The organism is Sinisalibacter lacisalsi, assembly GCF_014640115.1.
Taxonomy (GTDB): Bacteria; Pseudomonadota; Alphaproteobacteria; order Rhodobacterales; family Rhodobacteraceae; genus Sinisalibacter; species Sinisalibacter lacisalsi.
In genome coordinates, this window is sequence record NZ_BMGI01000001.1 from 993,733 (window position 1) to 1,014,770 (window position 21,038).

General features: G+C 65.9%; 19 protein-coding genes and 1 tRNA gene. 10 read left to right on the forward strand and 10 right to left on the reverse strand.

Features of this window, described 5'->3' with window-relative positions:
- Nucleotides 1–61: 61 nt before the first annotated feature.
- The gene (locus IEW01_RS04950) at nt 62–553 is read right to left on the reverse strand and encodes a histidine phosphatase family protein (RefSeq protein WP_188526468.1); all 492 of its coding nucleotides are present in this window, start codon (nt 551–553) and stop codon (nt 62–64) included.
- Between the two features lie 184 nt (nt 554–737).
- Here IEW01_RS04950 and IEW01_RS04955 point away from each other — a divergent pair, with 184 nt between their 5' ends.
- Both IEW01_RS04955 and IEW01_RS04960 read left to right on the forward strand, forming a co-directional pair.
- A complete protein-coding gene (locus tag IEW01_RS04955) occupies nt 738–1,703 on the forward strand; it encodes a phosphatase PAP2 family protein (protein ID WP_188526469.1) in 966 nt (321 codons plus the stop codon).
- Nucleotides 1,704–1,825: 122 nt separating this feature from the next.
- A complete protein-coding gene (locus IEW01_RS04960; protein WP_229738071.1) occupies nt 1,826–3,133 on the forward strand; it encodes a Glu/Leu/Phe/Val family dehydrogenase in 1,308 nt (435 codons plus the stop codon).
- A gap of 35 nt (nt 3,134–3,168) precedes the next feature.
- Here IEW01_RS04960 and IEW01_RS04965 read toward each other — a convergent pair whose 3' ends face one another.
- Entirely contained in the window at nt 3,169–4,461 is a 1,293-nt protein-coding gene (locus IEW01_RS04965; protein ID WP_188526470.1) for a hemolysin family protein, read from the reverse strand.
- Nucleotides 4,462–4,813: 352 nt separating this feature from the next.
- Here IEW01_RS04965 and IEW01_RS04975 point away from each other — a divergent pair, with 352 nt between their 5' ends.
- From IEW01_RS04975 to IEW01_RS04995, 5 genes are all read left to right on the forward strand, one after another.
- Entirely contained in the window at nt 4,814–5,758 is a 945-nt protein-coding gene (locus tag IEW01_RS04975) for a hypothetical protein (RefSeq protein ID WP_188526472.1), read from the forward strand.
- A 184-nt stretch (nt 5,759–5,942) separates the two neighbouring features.
- Entirely contained in the window at nt 5,943–7,784 is a 1,842-nt protein-coding gene (gene ilvD / locus IEW01_RS04980; RefSeq protein WP_188526473.1) for a dihydroxy-acid dehydratase, read from the forward strand.
- 110 nt (nt 7,785–7,894) lie between these two features.
- Complete coding sequence (locus tag IEW01_RS04985; protein ID WP_188526474.1) at nt 7,895–9,688, forward strand: ABC transporter transmembrane domain-containing protein; 1,794 nt, start codon at nt 7,895–7,897, stop codon at nt 9,686–9,688.
- A gap of 91 nt (nt 9,689–9,779) precedes the next feature.
- Nucleotides 9,780–11,681 carry an acyl-CoA synthetase gene (locus IEW01_RS04990; protein ID WP_188526475.1) on the forward strand — a complete coding sequence of 634 codons (1,902 nt, stop codon included), beginning with the start codon at nt 9,780–9,782 and terminating at the stop codon, nt 11,679–11,681.
- A gap of 13 nt (nt 11,682–11,694) precedes the next feature.
- Nucleotides 11,695–12,057, forward strand: coding sequence for a TusE/DsrC/DsvC family sulfur relay protein (locus IEW01_RS04995; RefSeq protein WP_188526476.1), 363 nt, complete (start codon nt 11,695–11,697; stop codon nt 12,055–12,057).
- A 104-nt stretch (nt 12,058–12,161) separates the two neighbouring features.
- On the opposite strand, the gene hisD is transcribed toward IEW01_RS04995, so the two are convergent.
- From hisD to IEW01_RS05015, 4 genes are read right to left on the reverse strand one after another with little or no spacing between them, the layout of a single operon-like run.
- The gene (hisD, locus tag IEW01_RS05000) at nt 12,162–13,466 is read right to left on the reverse strand and encodes a histidinol dehydrogenase (protein ID WP_188526477.1); all 1,305 of its coding nucleotides are present in this window, start codon (nt 13,464–13,466) and stop codon (nt 12,162–12,164) included.
- A 3-nt stretch (nt 13,467–13,469) separates the two neighbouring features.
- The gene (locus tag IEW01_RS05005) at nt 13,470–13,949 is read right to left on the reverse strand and encodes a DUF2948 family protein (protein ID WP_188526478.1); all 480 of its coding nucleotides are present in this window, start codon (nt 13,947–13,949) and stop codon (nt 13,470–13,472) included.
- Entirely contained in the window at nt 13,946–15,214 is a 1,269-nt protein-coding gene (gene murA / locus IEW01_RS05010) for a UDP-N-acetylglucosamine 1-carboxyvinyltransferase (RefSeq protein WP_188526479.1), read from the reverse strand. Before murA ends, IEW01_RS05005 begins: the two co-directional genes overlap by 4 nt.
- 10 nt (nt 15,215–15,224) lie before the next feature.
- Nucleotides 15,225–15,374: a hypothetical protein gene (locus IEW01_RS05015; RefSeq protein WP_188526480.1), complete on the reverse strand. Its 150-nt coding sequence runs from the start codon at nt 15,372–15,374 to the stop codon at nt 15,225–15,227.
- A gap of 87 nt (nt 15,375–15,461) precedes the next feature.
- Between IEW01_RS05015 and IEW01_RS05020 the strand changes: the two genes are divergently transcribed.
- A tRNA-Thr gene (locus IEW01_RS05020) sits at nt 15,462–15,536 on the forward strand.
- 517 nt (nt 15,537–16,053) lie between these two features.
- Here IEW01_RS05020 and IEW01_RS05025 read toward each other — a convergent pair.
- Genes IEW01_RS05025 through IEW01_RS05040 form a run of 4 tightly spaced genes read right to left on the reverse strand, consistent with a single transcriptional unit; the run spans nt 16,054 to nt 19,496 of the window.
- Nucleotides 16,054–16,770, reverse strand: a complete 717-nt coding sequence (locus IEW01_RS05025; RefSeq protein WP_188526481.1) for a GntR family transcriptional regulator — start codon at nt 16,768–16,770, stop codon at nt 16,054–16,056.
- A gap of 1 nt (nt 16,771) precedes the next feature.
- On the reverse strand, nt 16,772–17,611 hold the full coding sequence (locus IEW01_RS05030; protein WP_188526681.1) for an ABC transporter permease: 840 nt from the start codon (nt 17,609–17,611) through the stop codon (nt 16,772–16,774).
- A gap of 41 nt (nt 17,612–17,652) precedes the next feature.
- Nucleotides 17,653–18,480, reverse strand: a complete 828-nt coding sequence (locus IEW01_RS05035) for an ABC transporter ATP-binding protein (RefSeq protein WP_188526482.1) — start codon at nt 18,478–18,480, stop codon at nt 17,653–17,655.
- Nucleotides 18,465–19,496 (reverse strand): ABC transporter substrate-binding protein, encoded by a 1,032-nt coding sequence (locus IEW01_RS05040; protein ID WP_188526483.1) that lies wholly within the window; start codon nt 19,494–19,496, stop codon nt 18,465–18,467. The genes IEW01_RS05035 and IEW01_RS05040 overlap by 16 nt, the downstream gene beginning before the upstream one ends.
- Nucleotides 19,497–19,715: 219 nt before the next feature.
- Here IEW01_RS05040 and IEW01_RS05045 point away from each other — a divergent pair, with 219 nt between their 5' ends.
- Together IEW01_RS05045 and IEW01_RS05050 are read left to right on the forward strand one after the other, a co-directional pair.
- A complete protein-coding gene (locus tag IEW01_RS05045) occupies nt 19,716–20,411 on the forward strand; it encodes a fumarylacetoacetate hydrolase family protein (RefSeq protein WP_188526484.1) in 696 nt (231 codons plus the stop codon).
- Nucleotides 20,408–21,037: a 4-carboxy-4-hydroxy-2-oxoadipate aldolase/oxaloacetate decarboxylase gene (locus IEW01_RS05050; RefSeq protein WP_229738074.1), complete on the forward strand. Its 630-nt coding sequence runs from the start codon at nt 20,408–20,410 to the stop codon at nt 21,035–21,037. Before IEW01_RS05045 ends, IEW01_RS05050 begins: the two co-directional genes overlap by 4 nt.
- Nucleotide 21,038: the final 1 nt, after the last annotated feature.

Consider the following 21,038-nt stretch of genomic DNA (forward strand, 5'->3'; position numbering starts at 1 on the left):
GGCGCGCCTTCGGGCGCGCCTTTCTTTGAGGGGGGGGCGAAAACCCGAACCGGGCTCTCGCTCAATCCCCGTAGCGGCGCTTTTCCAGCATCTTCACGCTCCCGCCGGGCCCCAGGGTGATGACGTGGACATCGCCGAACTGGACCGGCGGTTTGTGCAGGAGCCCGAGCGCGGCGTAGAACAGCCCGAGGTTTTCCTGGTTGCCGACCCAGACGACGGTTTCGCCCGGATGGTCATCGAGGATCCTGCCCGACGCGCCCCAGGCGAGGTGGTTGCCGATCTCCAGCCCGCGCGCCTCGGCGAGGGGCGTGGCGGTGTCGATATTGCGCTGGCGCGGGGTGGTGTAGATCGCGTCGATCTCGAGGTCGCTCAAGGCCGCGGGCAACTGCGCCGCGCGGGCGCGCCCCGCCTCGTTCAGCATGGAGGTGGTTCGGTCGGCGTGCCGCAGGACGACGAGACGCGTCTCCTCGTTCTTGCTGCTGATGACCGGCGCCGAACCGCAGCCGGCTAGCGCCGCGGAGAATGCGATCAGGAAAAAACTGCGCCGAAGCATATCATGCCCTCACTCTTGGTTGGCGTCAGGCGAGGGGCGGGAGGTTGCGTGCTCACCACTCCTTGATGTGGCGGGGATGTCACTTTGACGCGGCCGAAGCAACCTCAAAAACTGGTGGGACTCGCCCCCGACCGCCCGCACGGGTAGTCTTCCAAAGGTTTTCTGATGGAGGCGATGGATGGGAATGGGTCGTGCGAGAGCAATGCGGGGCGTGGCGATGTCGATCCTCGGGATGGCTCTTTCCATCGCCGTCACAACCCGCGCCGAGGCAAAGGATGGGGGCTTCGACTGGCCGGAAAACCCCTTTGCCTACACGCTCTCGGATGATCTCTTCGTTTCCGCCGACGAGGCGCGCTTCGAGAAGGCCAGCCGCGTTTTCGTTGAAACCATGGGCGGGATCCCGCAGGAGCTTGCCAGCATCCTGACCTACCCGATCTCCGATCCGATGACCTTCGGCACCTACGCGCTCGGCATCGGTGCGCTGACCCTTGCCGACACGGAAACGACCACGCTTTACCAGAAAACCATTCTCCCCCTCGGCAAGAAGGTGAACCTGCCCAAGCCGATCAAGGGCTGGTTCTTCACGGCGGATGGGCAATACATCGCCGGGGCGCTCGCGGGCACCTATGCCTACGGGATCGCGGCCAATGACGAGCGCGCCCAGGTTGCCGCCCTGCTCGCGACCAAGGCGGCGCTCTACTCCTATTTCACCTCGCATGTCGTGCTGAAGGCGGCCTTCGGCAGGCTGCGCCCGGTCAGCGATCTGACCGGCCCGGTGGATCCCAAGGGTGTGTTTTCGAAAGACCCGTTCGATTTTTTCAAGGGCAATGGAGTCCGGTTTGCCTCGCATCCCTACGGCACGGCGATGCCGTCGTTCCATTTCACGCTCTATTTCTCCACCGCGCGGGTCTACTCGGGGGTCTACGACAATTACCTGATCCCCTACGGCGTGGCGGCCCTGCTCGCGGTCAACTCGGCCGAGGGCCATAACCACTGGGTGTCCGACATGGTGGCCGGTGCCCTGATCGGAACCGGGATCGGCAACATGGTGCTGAAAAACTACGAGAACCGCAAACGCGGCGTCAGCAGCATGGTGGTGCCCATCGTCAGTTCGCGCGGTGCCGGAGTGGGATGGCAGGTTTCGTTCTGACGGCGCACGCCGGGCCAGCCTCGCGCATCGTTCGCCCTGCGGCGTTTGCGGTACGCGCCATGCCTTGACGACGGTGCCCGGGGTCGTGAGACTCGGGACCGAGCGAGGCAGAGGGGGCGACCATGACCGAAACCAGCAAGGCCAACCTTCCGGCGGCCACGGTCAACGGCGACATGCTGCAGCGCGCCCGCGAAAACCTTCGCCTCGCCTGCGACAAGCTCAACATCCACCCCGACGTGTTCGAAGAACTGAAGTGGCCGCGCGAGACGCTGGCGGCAACCTTGCTGATCCGCATGGATGACGGCTCGCGGCGCGCCTTCCAGGCCTGGCGCTGCCGCTACAACGACCGGCGCGGGCCGACCAAGGGCGGTGTGCGGTTCCACCCCCGCGTCACCCTCGACGAGATCGAGACGCTGGCGTTCTGGATGACGTTCAAATGCGCCGTCGCCAACCTGCCCTTCGGCGGCGGCAAGGGCGGTGTTTGCGTCGATACCAAGACCCTTTCGCCGACCGAGCTCGAACGCGTCAGCCGCGCCTATATCGAAGCCTTCGCCTCCTTCATCGGCCCGGACCGCGATATTCTCGCGCCCGACATGTATACCAACGGCATCGTCATCGCCTGGATGTCGGACGAATACAGCGCGATTACCGGCCATCCATCGCCCACCGCGATCACCGGCAAACCGATTGCCTTCGGCGGCACCGAGGGGCGCACCGACGCCACCGCGCGCGGCGGCTATTACACGCTGCGCTACCTGGAATCCTCGCTCGGCCTTGATCCCGACAAGTCCAGCGTTGCGATCCAGGGTTTCGGAAACGTTGGTTACCACTGCGCCAAGCTGCTGCACGCGGATGGCTACCGGATCGTCGCGGTGAGCGATTCGCGCGGTGGTGTCTACGATCCCGACGGGCTCGATCCGCTCTCGGTGATGGAGCACAAGCACAAGACGGGCAGCGTAGTCGGCGCAAAGGGGCACGGCAAGACGCGCAAGATCAGCAATGCCGAACTGCTCGAACTTGAGTGCGACGTGCTGGTGCCCGCCGCGCTCGAAGGCCAGATCACCACCGAGAACTGCGACCGCGTGCAAGCGCGGGTGGTGCTGGAACTGGCCAATGGCCCGGTCAGCGCCGAGGCCGACGCCCGGCTGACCGCCAATGGCCAGATCATCGTGCCCGATATTCTCGCCAATTCCGGGGGCGTGACCGTTTCGCACCTCGAATGGGTGCAGAACCGCTCGGGCTATTACTGGGAGAGATCGCGGGTGCGCGACGCCCTGCGTTCGACCATGGAAACCGAAACCCAAGCGATATGGACCTTGCACAACGAACTTGGCGTCTCGATGCGCGAGGCGGCCTATGTGCACGGGTTGCGCCGGATCGCGGAAGCGGTCGAGGCACGCGGCACGCAGGCCTATTTCGACGGCCAATAACGTCCTGCGCGCCGTGCAGCACGGGCAGATGACTGCTAATCTGCCAACGGTTCGCGCGATACCAGCAGCGTGTCGATCCGCCTGCCGTCGAGGTCGACGATCTCGATCCGCCAGCCGCCAAAGCTGAAATGGTCGCCAACCTCGGGCAGGGTGCCCATTTCCTCCAACACGAGTCCCGCGACGGTTTCGAAATCACGATCCTGCGGCAGCGTCAGTCCGAGCCTGTCGGCGAATTCGTCCACCGGCATCCAGCCGGCCACGAGCAGGCTGCCATCGCTGCGCTCGAAGATTTTCGGCTCGCTCGGGGCCTCGTCCACGAATTCGCCGGTGATCGCCTCGAGAACGTCCATCGGGGTGATGATGCCCTCGAAATGGCCGTATTCGTCGAAGACGAACAGCATGTGCCCGCGGGTGCGTCGCAGTTCCTCGATCACCGCGATGGCGGACAGGTTTTCGTTCACGGCGGGCGCGGCCGTAACCAGGGTGGCGAGCCTGGCGCGATCCGGCAGGCCATCGGGCCCGAGGTCAAGGAAGTCGTGCGCGGCGAAGACGCCGATCACGTTGTCGGGGGAATCGACGAGCACCGGCAGGCGCGACCGCCGTGTTTGTCGGAACCGCGCGACGATGTCGGCCGGGTCTTCGTCGAGGCTCGCCGTCTCGACCTCGTGGCGCGGGGTCATCAGCCCGCTCGCGCGCCGGTCGGCCACTCGCATCACCCCGGCGATCATCTCGGTCTCGCGTTCATGCATCACGCCCTCGGCGCGGGCCTCCGAGAGCATCAGCTTGACCTCTTCGTCCGAGGCCCCGCGTTCGGCCTTGCCCGACTGGCCGATCAGGCGGAGCACGATCCGGCCTGAGACGTCGAGCAGCCAGACCAGCGGTGCGGCCAGCCGGGCGATCGCGGTGAGCACGGGCGCCGCGCGCGCCGCCGTTGCCTCGGGCGCGCGCAGGGCGATCTGCTTGGGCACCAGTTCGCCGACGATCAGCGCAAGGTAGGTGATCGCCACCACCACCGCACCCACGCCGAGGGTTTCGGCGAGGCCTGGCGCCACGCCAGCGAGCTTCAATGCCTCGCTGAGCCGCATCCCGAGCGTGGCGCCCGAGAACGCGCCCGACAGCACCCCGACGAGGGTGATCCCGATCTGGACCGCCGAGAGGAAGCGCCCCGGGGCCGCCGCAAGGTCAAGCGCGGCGTGGGCACCCGCGCTGCCATTGTCGGCCATGATCTTCAGCCGCGCCGGTCGCGACGACACGATCGCGAGTTCTGACATGGCGAGAAAGCCATTGGTGAGAATGAGCACCAGAACGATGATGATCTCGGTAAGCATGATACCCTTGTCGCGAGTTTGCGGCGGTGGAGCAAGCATAAGGGCCCCGACTCCGGACCACCAGTTCTCCCGCGGGTCTCCGGGCGATCACGAAGCCGTCATGCGCCTGCGCAAGCCGTTTTGGGCGGAGGAGCGCGGCACACCAGCCGATGCGGCCCTCCCTTCGGTGCTGCACGCGTCGGGTTCCGCACTGGACCCGGCCCGAACTGCGCTTGGTTTCGCCCAGCCGGGGGGCGACAATGAGTCCAAGAGAATCGGCTACCAAGCGAGGTTCGAACCTGTGATCCTCGGCGATACGGTCCACGATTGGTCCCGATGATGGTACGGTCACATGGTGAGAGAGGTGAAACGCATGAAAAACGCCGCATTCCAGCCCCGCCCCACCAGCCCCTCGGCGACCGCCCTGTCGCGGGCCTTGGTGCTGTCGCTTGCCCTGCTTGTGCCGGGCGGATCGGCGCTGGCGTCGGACAACGTGCCCGCGGGCTACGCGCTGGACCGCGCGGAGGGCGGGCTGCGCCTTGCCTTCGACGGCGAGATCGTTTTTGTGACCGCGCCGCCCGAACGGCTGATCTCCGTCAACATCACCGGGCCGCATGACATGACCGGCGACGGGATCGCGAACCTCGTGATCTACGAGCGGATCGACCGCAGCGCCGCCAGCGTGACGATATTCTCGCTCGCGCCCGAGGGGCCGGAGGTGCTGATGCAAAGCACCGGCATTGCCATGGAGATGCGGGCCTTCGAGCGCATCACCGAAGACACCGATCTCTCGGCCCTCTTGGCGCTGCCCATGCCGCCGCAACGCGAAACCCTGCCGGAACCGCAAACGCCGGAGCGGGAAACCGGCGCAAGCGCCGACATGCCCGGCTTCTGGCTGACACAGACGGGCACCTGGGAAGAAGGCTTTGCCGCCAAGATGGGCTGGGTGGTGCCGGAGTATTCCGAAACCGAATATGCCACGATGCTGTTTCGCTGCCCGGACAACGGCGATCCCTACTGGGTCGAGCCGCTGATCTTCCACGATACGCGCGAGGAAATCCCGCGCCGGGTTCTGCTCGAACTGGACGGAACGCCCATGGCCTTGCCGGTCGCGCCGCAGATGGACGACCCCCGGTCGGACCAGTGGTATGCGATCGGGATATTGCCGCGCGACACGCCGCTGTTTTCGCTGATGGCGGAGGCGGAAAGCATCGTCATGCACTACGCCGACCTCGCGCCCTACACCATGACCGGCGGCGCGGCCGCGCCCGAGCAGCGCGAGCAGATCCAGCGGTTCATCGTGATGTGCGGGATGTGAGCCTGCCCCGTTGGGGCCGCTGGCGGCAGGCGGTCTGACGGAGGGAAAAATCGGGCGCGGTGCATGGCTGCACCGCCTCACCCGGGGGCCGCTCGCCCCCGCGCTGTCCGGCTCACGAAGCCGTCATTGCCCTTCAGCCCGCTCCTGCGCTAGACACGCAGGGATAGCCAAGGAGAGGCCCAACATGCCCCATTACCGCTCGCGCAAATCCACCCATGGCCGCAACATGGCCGGAGCCCGCGGCCTCTGGCGTGCCACCGGCATGACCGACGAGGATTTTGGCAAGCCGATCATCGCCGTGGTCAACAGCTTCACCCAGTTCGTGCCCGGCCACGTGCACCTCAAGGACATGGGCCAGCTCGTGGCGCGCGAGATCGAGAAGGCCGGCGGCGTGGCGAAGGAGTTCAACACCATCGCCATCGATGACGGCATCGCGATGGGGCACGACGGCATGCTCTACTCGTTGCCTTCGCGCGAAGTGATCGCCGACAGCGTGGAATACATGCTCAACGGCCACTCCGCCGATGCCATGGTCTGCATCTCGAACTGCGACAAGATCACGCCCGGCATGATGATGGCGGCGATGCGGCTCAACATTCCCGTTGTCTTCGTGTCCGGCGGGCCGATGGAGGCGGGCAAGATCAGCCCCGACGTGATCGACCACGATCTCGACCTCGTCGACGCGATGGTGGCGGCGGCCGATGACAAATACACCGACGAACAGGTGCTCGCCATCGAGCAGAACGCTTGCCCGACCTGCGGGTCCTGCTCGGGCATGTTCACGGCGAACTCGATGAACTCGCTCGCCGAGGCGCTGGGCATCGCGCTGCCCGGCAACGGCTCGATGCTGGCCACCCACGCCGACCGGGAGGCGCTTTTCAAGGAGGCGGGGCGGCTGATCGTGGAGATCACCAATGCGCATTACGAGGAAGAGAAGCCGGGGCTGTTGCCGCGCGACATCGCCTGCTTCGAAGCCTTCGAAAACGCCATGAGCCTCGACATCGCGATGGGCGGTTCGACGAACACGGTGCTGCACCTGCTCGCCATCGCCCATGAGGGAAAAGTGAATTTCACCATGGACGACATTGACCGGCTGAGCCGCAAGGTGCCGGTTTTGTGCAAGGTGGCGCCCGCCAAGCAGGACGTGCACATGGAAGACGTGCACCGTGCCGGCGGCATCTTCGCCATTCTCGGCGAGATGCACCGGGCGGGCCTTCTGCATGGCGATGTGCGCACTGTGCACAGCGAGACGATGGCAGAGGCGATCGCCAAGTGGGACGTGATGAAAACGCAAGACCCCGCCGTCGAGACTTTCTACCGCGCCGCCCCCGGCGGGGTGCGCACCACTCAGGCCTTCTCGACGCAGAACCGTTACAAGGATCTCGACCTCGACCGCAAGTCGGGCGCGATCCGCTCGGCCGAGCACGCCTTCAGCCAGGATGGCGGGCTCGCGGTGCTGTTCGGCAATATCGCCGAGCACGGCAGCATCGTGAAAACGGCGGGGGTGGATGACAGCATCCTCAAGTTCACCGGCACCGCCCGGGTGTTCGAGAGCCAGGACAGTGCGGTGAGCGGCATCCTTGGCGGCAAGGTTTCGGCCGGCGAGGTCGTGGTGATCCGCTACGAGGGTCCGCAGGGCGGGCCGGGGATGCAGGAAATGCTCTATCCGACCTCCTACCTCAAGTCGAAGGGCCTCGGCAAAGCCTGCGCGCTGCTCACCGACGGGCGCTTCTCGGGCGGCACCTCGGGGCTTTCGATCGGCCACGCCAGCCCGGAGGCCGCCGAGGGCGGCGTGATCGGGCTCGTGGAAGATGGCGACACGATCGAGATCGACATCCCGGGCCGCACCATCCACCTCGCGGTGGACGAGGCCGAACTGGAGCGCCGCCGCGCCGCCAAGGGGCCGCTGCCGTGGGGCCCGGCCGAGGTGCGCACGCGCGCGGTTTCGACCGCGCTCAAGGCCTACGCGATGTTCGCGTCCTCGGCCTCCAGGGGTGCCGTGCGGATCCTGCCGGGCGAGGAGTGAGGCCAGGGCGGTGCTGCAACCGCTCCGTCTTGTCGCCGCCGAAAGGTGCTTGAGCTTGCCGTTTGGCGCCCCGCGCTTTATCTGAGCCCGGAACGAAGAGGAGCGCGGGCATGGCGCCACGGGGCGAAGCGACCAAGGAAGAACGCGAAAAGTCGAAACGGATCGGTGCGCTTGCCGAGCTCTGGCCCTTCGTGCGGCCCTATCGAGGCCTGCTCGGGGCGGCGCTGGTGGCGCTGGTGTTTACCGCCGCGATCTCGCTCATCATGCCGATCGCGGTGCGCCGGGTGGTCGACGGCTTTGCCGGGTCCGAGCTGGTCTTGCTCGACCAGTATTTCCTGTTCGCCCTGGGCGTCGCGGTGCTGCTCGCCTTCGGCACCGGACTGCGTTACTACCTCGTCACCCGGCTCGGCGAGCGGGTGGTGGCCGATATCCGCGAGGCGGTGTTCAGCCGGGTGATCGGGCTCAGCCCGGCGTTCTACGAACGGATCATGACCGGCGAAGTTCTCAGCCGGATCACCACCGATACCACGCTGATCCTGAGCGTGATCGGCTCGTCGGTTTCCGTCGCCCTGCGCAACGTGCTGATCCTGATCGGCGGCATGGGGATGATGATGCTCACCTCGGCCAAGCTCACCGGCCTCGTGCTGCTTCTGGTGCCGGCCGTGGTGGTGCCGATCGTGGTGCTCGGCCGGCGGCTCAGGGTCTTGGGGCGCGAAAACCAGGACTGGATCGCGCGCTCGTCCGGCAATGCCTCCGAGGCGCTGCTGAGCGTGCAGACGGTGCAGGCCTTCACCCACGAGGAACCTTCGCGCGCGGCGTTCCGCGAGGTCACGGAAGAAAGCTTCCGCTCGGCCGAAAAACGCATCGGCACCCGCGCGCTGATGACGGTGATCGTCATCACCCTGATCTTTTCCGGCGTCGTCGGCGTGCTCTGGGTGGGCATGCGCGACGTGACCGGCGGCACCATGACCATCGGGTCCCTGGTGCAATTCGTGATCTACGCGATCATGACGGCGGGTTCGGTGGGGGCGCTGAGCGAGATCTGGTCGGAGCTTCAGCGCGCCGCCGGTGCCACCGAGCGGCTGGTGGAGCTGCTGACCGCCGAGGACGCGGTGCGCGATCCGGCCGCGCCGCGCCCCGTGCCCGAAAACGTCGCGGGCGATATCCGCTTCGAGGCGGTCACCTTCCGCTATCCCGCCCGGCCCGATCACCTCGCGCTCGACCAGGTAGACCTGCACGTGAAACCGGGCGAGACGGTGGCGCTCGTCGGCCCCTCGGGCGCGGGCAAGACCACGATCATCCAGCTTCTGCAACGCTTCTACGACCCGAGCGAGGGGGCGGTTAAGATCGACGGGATCGACCTGCGCGAGATGACGCGGCCCGATTTCCGCCGCAAGATCGCGCTGGTGCCGCAGGATGCCGTGGTGTTCGCCACCACCGCGCGGGAGAACATCCGCTTCGGCCGGCTCGATGCCACCGATGCCGAGGTCGAGGCCGCCGCCCGTGCCGCCGCCGCGCACGAGTTTCTCGAAAAGCTGCCCGATGGTTACGAGACCTACGTCGGCGAGCGCGGCGTGATGCTTTCGGGCGGGCAGAAACAGCGCATCGCCATCGCCCGGGCCATCCTGCGTGACGCGCCGATCCTGCTGCTCGACGAGGCCACCAGCGCGCTCGACGCCGAGAGCGAGCGCGCGGTGCAGCACGCGGTCGACGAGATGGCGAAGGACCGCACGACCCTGATCATCGCTCACCGGCTGGCCACGGTGAAGAAGGCCGACCGGATCGTGGTGTTCGAGGATGGCCGGATCGTGGCGCAGGGCAGCCATGACGACCTGGTGGCCGAAGGCGGTCTTTATGCCCGCCTCGCGCGGCTCCAGTTCACCGACGGGCTCGCTGCAGAGTAGCGCGGGCTTCCCGTAACGTTGGGCTTGCGAGGGCGCGCCAGTTCGACCATCTTCCTTCGAAACGGCCGAAAGTGCCGGAGGGGAGGAAGACATGCCGCGCTATACCTACGATCAACCGTCCGACCGTGACGCCGTCGAGAATGAGAAGACCTGGGAGGCGCGCAACAACCCGGTGACCGTCTACCAGCTGCTGAAGAAGACGGCTGATGCGCATGGGCCGGAGTCGGCGGTTTCGTTCCAGATCCTGTCGGGGCCGAAGGACAAGGCCGAAACCCTGTCCTGGCGGCAGTTGCACGACAAGTCGGTGCAGGCGGCCAACCTTTTCCGCTCGCTCGGCGTGGGCGAGAAGGACGCAGTGGCCTTCATCCTGCCGAACGCGAACGAAACGCTGATCGCCCTGATCGGCGGCATGGTCGCGGGCGTGGTGAACCCGATCAACCCGCTGCTCGACGCCGAGCAGATCGCCGCGCTCCTGCGCGAGACGGGCGCAAAGGTGGTGGTGACGCTCAAGGGCTTCCCGAAGACCGACGTGGGCCAGAAGGCGCACGAGGCGGTGGCGATGGCGCCGAACGTCGCCCACGTGCTGGAGGTGGACCTGAACCGCTACCTCACCTTCCCGAAAAACCTCATCGTGCCGCTGATCCGGCCCAAGGTGAAACCCGCGCACAAAGCGGATGTGCAGGATTTCAACGCCGCGCTCGCGCGCCACAACACCACGCTCGATTTCGCCGATGGCGGGGTCGACCGGGTGGCGGCCTATTTCCACACCGGCGGCACCACTGGCATGCCGAAGGTGGCGCAGCACAAGTATTCCGGCATCGTCTACAACGGCTGGCTCGGGGCCAACCTGCTGTTCGATCCCGACGACACGATCATCTGCCCGCTGCCGCTGTTCCACGTCTTCGCCGTGCACGTGGTGTTCATGGCGGTGCTCACGGCCGGGGCGCATGTGGTCTTCCCCACCCCGGCAGGTTACCGGGGCGAGGGTGTGTTCGACAATTTCTGGAAACTGGTGGAGCGCTGGAAGGTCAATTTCATCATCACCGTGCCCACCGCCATCTCCGCGATGATGCAGCGCCCGGTGGATGCCGATGTGTCGTCGCTCAAGGTGGCGTTCTCCGGGTCTGCGCCCTTGCCGGTGGAACTGTTCAACCGGTTCGAGAAGGCCACCGGGGTGACGCTCGTCGAGGGCTACGGGCTGACCGAGGCGACCTGTCTGGTCTCCTGCAACCCGCTCGGCGAGGGCCAGAAGAAGATCGGCTCGGTCGGCGTGCCGTTCCCCTACACCGACGTGAAGATCCTGCAATGCGACGGCGACGGCGTGGTGCTCAAGGAGTGCGGCGTGGACGAGGTCGGCGAGATCTGCGTCGCCAACCCCGGGGTGTTCGCCGGCAGCACCTATACCGACGAGGCCAAGAACAACGGCCTGTTCGCGATGGGCACGCATCTGCGCACCGGCGATCTCGGCCGGATCGACGAGGATGGCTACCTCTGGATCACCGGCCGCGCCAAGGATCTTATCATCCGTGGCGGCCACAACATCGACCCGGCCGAGATCGAGGAGGTGTTGGCGGGGCACCCGGCGGTGGCCTTCGCCGGCGCGATCGGGCAGCCGGATGCCTTCTCCGGCGAGATCCCCTGCGCCTATGTCGAGTTGGTGACGGGCGCGACGGTGACGTCGGACGAACTGCTCGCCTATGCCAGGGAACACATCCACGAGCGCGCGGCGGTGCCGAAATACATCGGCATTCTCGACGAGTTGCCGAAGACCGCGGTGGGCAAGGTGTTCAAACCCGAACTGCGGCGCGATGCAATCACCCGGATCTACAACGCGGCGCTGGAAGCGGCGGGGATCAATGCCCATGTCGAAGAGGTGGTGGAATCGAAAAAGCTGGGCCTCGTGGCACGGCTGAAGGCGACGGGCGAGGTCGATTACGAGCAGGTCAATCACGTGCTCGGCGAGTTCACCCGGCCCTTCGAGTGGATGGACTAGGAAGGCAGGCCGGATGCGCGCGGTTCCCGAAGATCCGGTCACACTGACCCTGCTCAGCGGCGCGCGCTTCCGTATCGACGGCCATGGCTATCTTGCCGACCCGAACGACTGGACGGAGGACTTCGCCGTATATACCGCGCGCGAGGAGGGGATCGACCTGACCCCTCGGCACTGGGAACTGATCCGCTGGATCCGCGCCGAGGAGGCCGATCACGGGGTGATGCCCGACGCCCGCTTCGCGATGAAGTTTCTCGGCGGTGAGCAGGGCAAGCAGGCCGGGCGCGAGGAGCTGTTCACGCTGTTTCCCTATGGCTACGTCAAGCAGGCGATCAAGATCGCGGGGATGCGCCAGCCGAGGGCCTGGTCGACGGGCTAGGGGCAAGGGGTTCGCCCCGGGCTTGCGCCCGCGGCGACCGGGGCGAGGGGGCGCTGCCCCCTCGCGCTCCCCCGAGGTATTTTTGCCAGGATGAAGGAGAGAGGTCAGCCCTCGTTCAGCTTGTCGAGCCGGACGCGCACAGAGAGGCCGTGGGCTTCGAGGCTCTCCGATTTCGCCAGCGTTTCCGCCGCCGGGCCGATTGCCTTGAGGGCTGCCGGCGTCATCTTGGCGATGGTGGTGCGCTTGAGAAAATCGAGCGCCGAGAGGCCGGAGGAGAACCGGGCCGAGCGCGCCGTGGGCAGCACGTGGTTGGGGCCGCCGACGTAATCGCCCACCGCTTCCGGTGTCCATGCCCCAAGGAACAGCGCGCCGGCGTGGGTGATCTTCGCCGCCAGCGCGTCGGGGTCGGCGACGCAAAGCTCGAGGTGTTCAGGCGCGATCCGGTCGGAGAGCGCGGCCGCCTCGTCGAGGTCGCGCACCGTGATCACCGCGCCGAAATCGCGCCAGCTCGCGCCCGCGATGGCGCGCCGCTCCAGCGTTTGCAGCCGCTTCTCGACCGCCTCGGCCACCTTGTGGCCGAAGGCTTCATCGTCGGTGACCAGGATGGATTGCGCGCTTTCGTCGTGCTCGGCCTGGCTCATCAGGTCGAGTGCCAGGAAATCGGGATCGTTGTCGGCATCGGCGATCACCAGGATCTCGGAGGGACCGGCGATCATGTCGATCCCGACCTTGCCGAACACCCGCCGCTTGGCCGCCGCCACGAAGGCGTTGCCCGGCCCGGTGATCTTGTCGACCGGCGCGATCGTTTCGGTGCCGTAGGCCAGCGCGGCGATCGCCTGCGCGCCGCCGATGCGATAGATCTCGTCGACCCCCGCGATCTCGGCGGCCAGCAGCACCAGCGGGTTCACCGCGCCGTCGGGGGTGGGGACGGTGACGGCGAGGCGCTCCACGCCCGCGACCTTGGCCGGCACCGCGTTCATCAGCACCGAGGACGGGTAGGAGGCGAGCCCGCCCGGCACGTAGAGCCCGGCCGCCGATACCGGCGTCCAGCGCCAGCCGAGGGTGGCGCCGTCGGGGTCGGTCCAGAGCTGGTCGTCGGGCATCTGGCGCACGTGGTAGGCGCGGATGCGGTCGGCGGCGAGTTCCAGCGCATCGCGTTCTTCCGGCGCGACCTTCGCGACCTGCGCCGCGATCTCGCCCGCGCTGAAGCGCATTGTCTCCGGCGTCAGGGCGAGGCGATCGAACCGTTCGGTGAGTTCGATCACCGCATCATCGCCGCGCGCGCGGACATCGGCGATGATGCCGGCCACGATCTCGTCGACGTCCGGGCTGTCTTCGCGCTTGGCGCCGAGCAGGGCGGTGAACCGCGCCTCGAAATCGGCGTCGCGCGTATTGAGAAACTGCGCCATGGGCTACTCCGGATGATGCGGGGTCTTGCGCGTGGGGGCAAGGTAGGGCCGGGTCACGTCCTGCAGCGTGACGTCGAGCGCCTCGACGTCGACCGCGATGGCGCCGTCGCCGGCGAGGGTGAGCACAACGCGCCCGGTGCCGTCTTCGCCCGGCTCGAACGAGATGGACAGAAGCGATAAGACGAGATCCTTTTCCTGCCGGTCCACGCCCTGGGATTGCACTTTCACCACATCCGACACCGCGAGCACCGATTGCACACGCTCCACCGCGCGGCCGCGTTTCGCGGCCTTTTCGGCGTCTTCCCAGCGGAAGCGGTTGAGCAACAATGCGAAGCGGCGGCGGGTGGGCTGCCACGTCATCTCGGTGATCGGAAACACCGCGTCCTGCGCCAGTGCCGAGATCACGGCGAGGTCGTCGGCGTCGAGCGCCATCAGCCGAACCGGCGCCTCGCCGCCGTCTTCAAATCTTGCGTCCTCGGTCATGTGCCCTTTACCCGTTCGATCTGTGCCCCCACGCGCGAGAGCTTGCGCACCACCTGCTCGTAGCCGCGGTCGAGGTGGTAGACCCGGCTTACCACGGTTTCACCCTCGGCGGCGAGGCCCGCGAGAATGAGGCTAACGCTGGCGCGCAGATCGGTGGCCATCACCGGCGCGCCCTTGAGCCGCTCCACCCCGGTGACCCGCGCGGTGCCGCCCTGCACCTCGATCTCGGCGCCCATCCGCACCAGCTCAGGCGCGTGCATGAAGCGGTTCTCGAAGATCGTCTCGTGCAGCGTGCTCACTCCCTGAGCGGTGGTGAGCAACGCCATCATCTGGGCCTGGAGATCGGTGGGAAAGCCGGGGAAGACCTCGGTGGTGATGTCCACTGCCCGCACCCGGCCGCCGTCGTGGCGCACCCGCAGGCCGCGGCCGGTTTCCTCTACCGAAACCCCCGCCTCGGCGAGTTTTTCGACGAAGCTCTGCACCAGGTCGAGCGTACCGCCCAGGCATTCCACGTCGCCGCCGGCGATCACCGGGGCGAGCATGTAGGTGCCCAGCTCGATCCGGTCGGTGACCACCCGGTGCGTCGCGCCGCCGAGCCGGTCGACGCCCTGGATCTCGATCCGGTCGGTGCCCTCGCCCTCGATCTGCGCGCCCATGGCGATGAGGCAGCGCGCGAGATCGACGATCTCGGGCTCGCGCGCGGCGTTGGTGATCACGGTGGTGCCCTTGGCCAGCGTGGCCGCCATCATCAGGTTCTCTGTGGCGCCGACGGAAGGAAAAGCGAGGTCGATCTGCGCGCCCTTGAGCCCGCCGGGCGCCTTGGCATGCAGGTAGCCGTCTCTCAGCTCGATCTCGGCGCCGAGCTTTTCCAGCCCGTCGATGTGAATGTCCATCGGCCGCGCCCCGATCGCGCAGCCGCCGGGCAGCGATACCTCGGCATGGCCCGCGCGCGCCAGCAGGGGGCCGAGCACGAGGTTGGAGGCGCGCATCTTGCGCACGATGTCGTAGTCGGCCCGTGTCGAGGTCAGATCATGGCTCGACATCGCCAGCACCTTGTCGTGCTGCAGGCTGGCGGCGTCGGCGCCGAGCGATTGCAGGAGCACCGTCATCGTCGAGATATCCGACAGCCGCGGCGCGTTGGTGAGGATCAGCGGTTCCTCGGAGAGCAGCGTTGCCGGCATCAGCGCGAGGCAGGCGTTTTTCGCACCCGCGATGGGGATTTCCCCGTTCAGCGGGCCGCCGCCCGTTACCACGATAGAATCCATGCCTGCCCCTCTATTTCTCTTCGTTGGTCTTGGCCATGCCGTCACGCGCCCTGGCCTGCGCCTTGCGCCGCGCCATGTTGGCTTTCAACGCCGATTTGAGCCGGTCGTCGCGCGATGCGGGCGGCTTCTTGGGCGTTTCCGAGGCAGGTTTGCGGCTCATGCCGCTCTGTCTAACCCGTCGGGGAATGAGCGTCCAGATTGCGCTTGCGCCCTCGGCGAAATGCGTCTAATCAGCCGCCCACGGTTGGCCGCAGTAGCTCAGTGGTAGAGCGCACCCTTGGTAAGGGTGAGGTCGGGAGTTCAATCCTCCCCTGCGGCACCATTTCACCCGGCACAGACCTGAATTCACAACGGCTTGTATCGCGTCCGGCGGCGTCTTGCGGGCGTGTGATTCACGTTGGGCGGGCGACCTGGCGGCGGGGGGGCGCCTGTTGGGCTTGATGGTTGGGCAAATCACGTCCCCGGATTGGCATCCGCGGTTTGTTCCGCCCCGTCGCTCTCGTGCTCCAGCCGAAGGTAATCGCGGACCAGCCTGGTGATGATGTCTGTGCCCCCGGACGCGCGCCCACCTTCTGCGGTGGCTGGCACAGTGCCCGCGCGAAGATCACGCGGTGCAGCAGGGAAGGATCGCTTCCGGAATCCGAGCGCGTTTCCCGACCCTCTGCGGGCCGACGAGGGCTGTGCCGAACGCGCCGTCACCCCGAGGTTGCACGGTATATCCGGCCCCGGTCGCGCTTGTGGCGGTTCCGAACCGCCTTGTGCACCGAACGGGCCCGTGGCGGCGGCGCTGCAATTCGTGGCTGTCCGCATGTCGGCGTGCAATGCCCCGCGCCTTGGCGTCAGCTGGGCGTTCTGTTCACCTTTTCGTCGGCCGCGAGAAACGCCTTCAATCCTTCGAGCGTTTCGGAATAATGCCGCTCCAGCAGCGTCGTCGCCTGCACCGGATCGCGGTCGAGAACGGCGTTCAGGATTTGTTCGTGTTCGGTGATGGCATCGCCGCGCCGTGCCAGGTTGAAGTTGACCGACAGGTTCCGGTAGCGAACCGACTGGTCCATCATCGTCGAGCAGAATTCCAGCAGCCAGGGCGAGCCGCATTCGCTCAAAAGGCCCATGTGGAACGCGTTGTGGCGGTCTTCCCATTCGTGGTTCAGAACATCCTCGCCATCGGCCTCGACAATCCGGCTGGTCCGCGCGAGCCGGTGATAGACCAGCACGAGGGATTCTTCCCAGGCCTCGCTCGCGTTGGCCATCGATTCCGTCAACGCCAGCGTCTCCAGCCAGATCCGCGTTTTCACGAGGCTTTCGAGATCGCGCAGCGACATGTCCTTGACGAAGAAACCGCGCTGGCTGTGCCGGTCCACCCAGCCTTCGGAGACGAGCTGGTTCAGCGCCTCGCGCACCGGGTTTACACCAATCCCGTAACGCTCCGAGATGGCCTCGAGCTGCATTTTCTCGCCCGGCAGGAGCTTGGCGTCGATGATGTCTCGCCGGATCAAGTCCCGGGCCCGCTCCGAAAGAATGGGAGCGGGCGCCACAGCTTGTTTTCGGCCTGTCATGTCACGCAATGCCACCGACTTTGTCCGTCTTGTTCCAGAATATGAGTTTCGACTGCAGCCAAACGACCGTCAAGTAAAGGGCCAGCCCGAGGAAACTGAGATAGATGATCAGCGAGAACACCCGCGGGGTGTTCAGTTGCGAGGCGGACACCCGGATCAACGCGCCGAAGCCCTGGCCACCACCGAGGAACTCGCCGGTGATCGCGCCCGCCATCACGCCGACACTGGCGATCTTCAGGCCGGTGAAGAAATAGGGCAGCCCGATCGGCAATTTCAGCCGGATCAGCGTTTGCATCCGGGTGGCGCCCATGGACTTGAACAGGAAGCGCTCGTTTTCCGACACGGCGTAAAGCCCGGCGGCGGTGGAGACCACCACGGGGAACGTGGCGATGAAGGCCGCCAGCGCCACCTTCGACGAAATGCCGAACCCCAGCCAGGCGATGAACAGCGGCGCGAAGGCCACCTTGGGCATGGTGTCGATCGCCACCAGGTAGGGCATGACCGCGCGCTCGCCGAACTTGGTTTCGCCGACGAGAACACCCAGGGAGAAGCCGAGGAAAACGGCGATCGCGAAGCCGTAGAGAACCGTCAGGGTCGTCGTGATCAAGGCTTCCAGCATGTGCCCGCCCGTCAACAGGTTGTTGCCGACGAACAGGATGTCGGCCCATGTCTCGGCGGGGGACGGGAGGACGATCGGCGAGACGATGCCCAGCGCCGTGACGCCGTACCAAAGGCCGACGATGCCGACGAACAGCCCCAGCATCGCCACCCATCGCGGGATCCGGTCGATCAGCGGATCCTGTTCGATCCAGACCGTGTCCTGATCGTCGCTCTCCATCATTTTCGATGCGGCGACCCGGGTTGTCATCTTGGATTGTGTGCTCAAATCTGCCCCTCCTGTTCCAGCAGGCCGCGGATATGCGCGACGATGGAACCGAACTTGTTCGTGTTGATCATGTCCAGCTTTCGCGGTCGGGGCAGGTCGATATCGACCACCTCCGCCACGTGTCCGGGGTTGGATTGCATCACGTAGATCTTGTCTGACAGGATGACGGCTTCGGGGATGGAATGGGTCACGAGGAACGCGGTGGCGTGGCGCTCCATGCAGATGCGCTGCAGTTCCATGTTCATGAAATCGCGCGTCAACTCGTCCAGCGCCGAAAACGGCTCGTCCAGCAACAGGACCGACGGGTCGCTGATCAGCATACGACAGATCGAGACCCGTTGCGCCATGCCGCCCGACAGTTCGGACGGATAGACATCCGCCGCCCGCGACAGCCCGACCAGGTCGAGCAGCGCCTGGGCCTGTGTGCGGTACTTGCGTGCCGCTGCCTTGCCCTCGCGGATCTCGATCGGAAGAATGATGTTCTCAAGCGCGGTTTTCCAGGGCAGCAGCGTCGCCTGCTGGAACATCATGCCGATATCTTCGCGCGGGCCCATCACCGGGCGCCCGTCGAGAACCACCCGGCCCGACGTTGGCGGCATCAGGCCGGCCATGATCTTCAGCAGCGTGGACTTGCCGCAACCGGACGACCCGATCACCGACGCGAATTCGCCCTTCTCAAGGGTGAGATTGACGTTCGACAGGGCGGTGAACGCGTTGCGGTGATAGGTTTTCGTCAGCCGGGATATTTCGAAAACCGGCCGCTCCGCGGCCGGTTTTGCGTTTGCTGCATCATGCAACGATTGCTCTGTCACTGCGCGTTCCATGTGGCAATGAACTCGTTGGTGTAGGCAGCCTGAAGGTCGGCGATCGGCTCTTCCAATGCGCCGCCGTCGACGAGGCTCTGGTGGATGGCCGCCCAGTGCTCTTCCGGCTGGAAGCCGAAGCCCTCGTCGATGAAGGCATCCGTCGGGGTCATCCTTTCGAGTGCCGCGTCGAACAGGGCCGATGCAAAGTCGCGGTCTTCGCCTTCGGTCGGGTTGCCGGCTGCCATGTGGTCGAGCGCGGTTTCCTTGTTGGCCGGGTCGGTCATGAATTCCATGCCACGCACCAGCGCGCGCCCGAACCCTTCGATCACCTCGGGGTTTTCAGCCATGTAGCTTTCCAACGCCGCGTAGCCGTTGCCGAAGAAGCCGAGGTATTCGTCCGGCGTGATTTCGCGCAGCTCGATCCCGCGCGAGGCGAGGATCGCGGCGTCGCTGACCGCACCGGCGTAAGCCGCCACTTCTTCGCGCAGGAACGCAACTGCGGCCGTGCCGCCATCACCCACCGGCAAGAAGGTGAAATCGTCCGGACGCGTCATCCCCGATCCGTTCAGGATCGCCTCGGCGAACGACACTTCGGCGCCATCGGCGGTGCCGACACCGATCACCTGCCCGGCGAGGTCCGCCGGTTCCTGGAAATCGGATTCGGCGGGCACCAGCAGGCCGAAAACGCTCTTCGGGTAGAGGTTGTAGATGAACTGAACGTCGAGGCCGCGAGCGCGGGCGCCGAGCACCGGGCCGGGGCCGGGCGCACCGATCTCGGCCTGTCCGGCAGACATCGCCTGCAGCACGGAGGAAGATCCGTCCACTGCCTGCACGTCGAGAATGAGACCTTCCTCCTCGAAGTATCCCTCCCCGATCGCGGCCCACATCGGCGCCCAGGTGATCGCCGAGGGGTTCGGCACCGCGACCGTGATGTTGGTCTGCGCAAGTGCGCCTCCCGCAAGGCCGGTCAAGAGCGCCCCCGTGGCCGCGCTCAGCACCGCTACGCGGTGAAATCTTGTTGTGATTGACTTCATTTTTTGTCCTCCCTGTTGCCCGGTCCACTGAACCGGACACTTTTTCGCAACAGCGTCATCGTATATGATTCGGAGGTAAAATCACTAATTATATATGTTTTGAGCCGCTATTTTTCGGAAAAACTGTTTTAGCAATTGCTTTTATTGAATAATTTTCTGTCTCGCCAAATTTGCCCTGCAACGATATGTATATATTTGTAACGAAGCAGGGAGAACCCAATGACGACAGTCGTCGAAGCGCCGACACCGGCCGAACTGGCCGTGACAGGCGCCGATGCCACCTTTCCGGTCCGCCGGATCTATTGCATCGGCAAGAACTACGTCGCCCACATCCACGAGATGAACGCGGACGAACGCGATCCCCCGGTGATTTTCATGAAGCCGAGGGATGCCATCGTTTCCGGCGGTGGGGAGATCCCTTATCCCGTCTACACGAGCAACCTGCATTACGAGGGTGAGCTTGTCGTGGCGCTGAAATCCGGCGGCTACAACATTTCCGAGGATGACGCCGAAAGCCACATCTTCGGCTATGGCGTCGGGCTCGATATGACGCGGCGGGATCACCAGCCCGGCGTTCTCGAGAAGGGCCTGCCCTGGGAAGTGACCAAGGGTTTCGACCAGTCCTGCCCCGTTGGCGAGATCACCCCTGTCGAAACGTGCGGCCATGTCACCGACGCGGTCCTGCAGCTTCGCGTGAACGACACGGTGAAACAGGATGCCAACGTCGACCTGATGATCTGGAAGACCCGCGAAATCATCGCGAAGATTTCGGAGCAGCACGAGCTGAAGGCGGGCGACATCATCATGACCGGCACGCCGGCCGGGGTTGGCGAGGTCAAGACGGGCGACGTGATCGACCTGAGCGTGGACGGCCTGTCTCCGCTGCAGGTCACGATCGGAAAGCCGGCCGCTTGATCGACACGGGCGCAACCGCGGCGCTGGAGGAACTGGCGTCACACGGCACCGCCACCATCGGCGAGGTTGCGCCCGACGCGCGCATCCTCGACCGCGGCCTCTATCCCGTGCGGGCCGGAACCGTGATGGCGGGCCACGCCGTCACCGTGCAATGCCAGCCGGGTGACAATCTCGCGCTGCACCTCGCCATCGCCGGCCTTTCTGCCGGGGATGTGCTGGTTGTCGATTACGCGGACGACCTGGGCACCGGGCCGTTCGGCGAGGTGATGGCGCTGGCCTGCCAGGTGCGCGGGGCCGCGGGGATGGTGACCAACGGCGCCGTGCGCGACACGGCGCAGATCAGGGCGCTCGGCTTCCCGGTCTTCGCCCGCGGCGTTGCGATCAGGGGAACCACCAAGACCGATCCGGGCCGGATCAATGTTCCGATCACGCTGGCGGGCACCGAAATCGCCCCAGGCGACATCGTGATCGGCGACGACGACGCGATCGTCACCTTGCCGAAGCACCGGGTCGGGCAGGTGCTGGAGGAGGCGCGCGCGCGTCACGCAAAGGAAGACCAGATGATGACGCGTCTGCGCGCCGGGGAAACGACACTCGACATCATGAGGCTTGAACGGAGGGACTGAC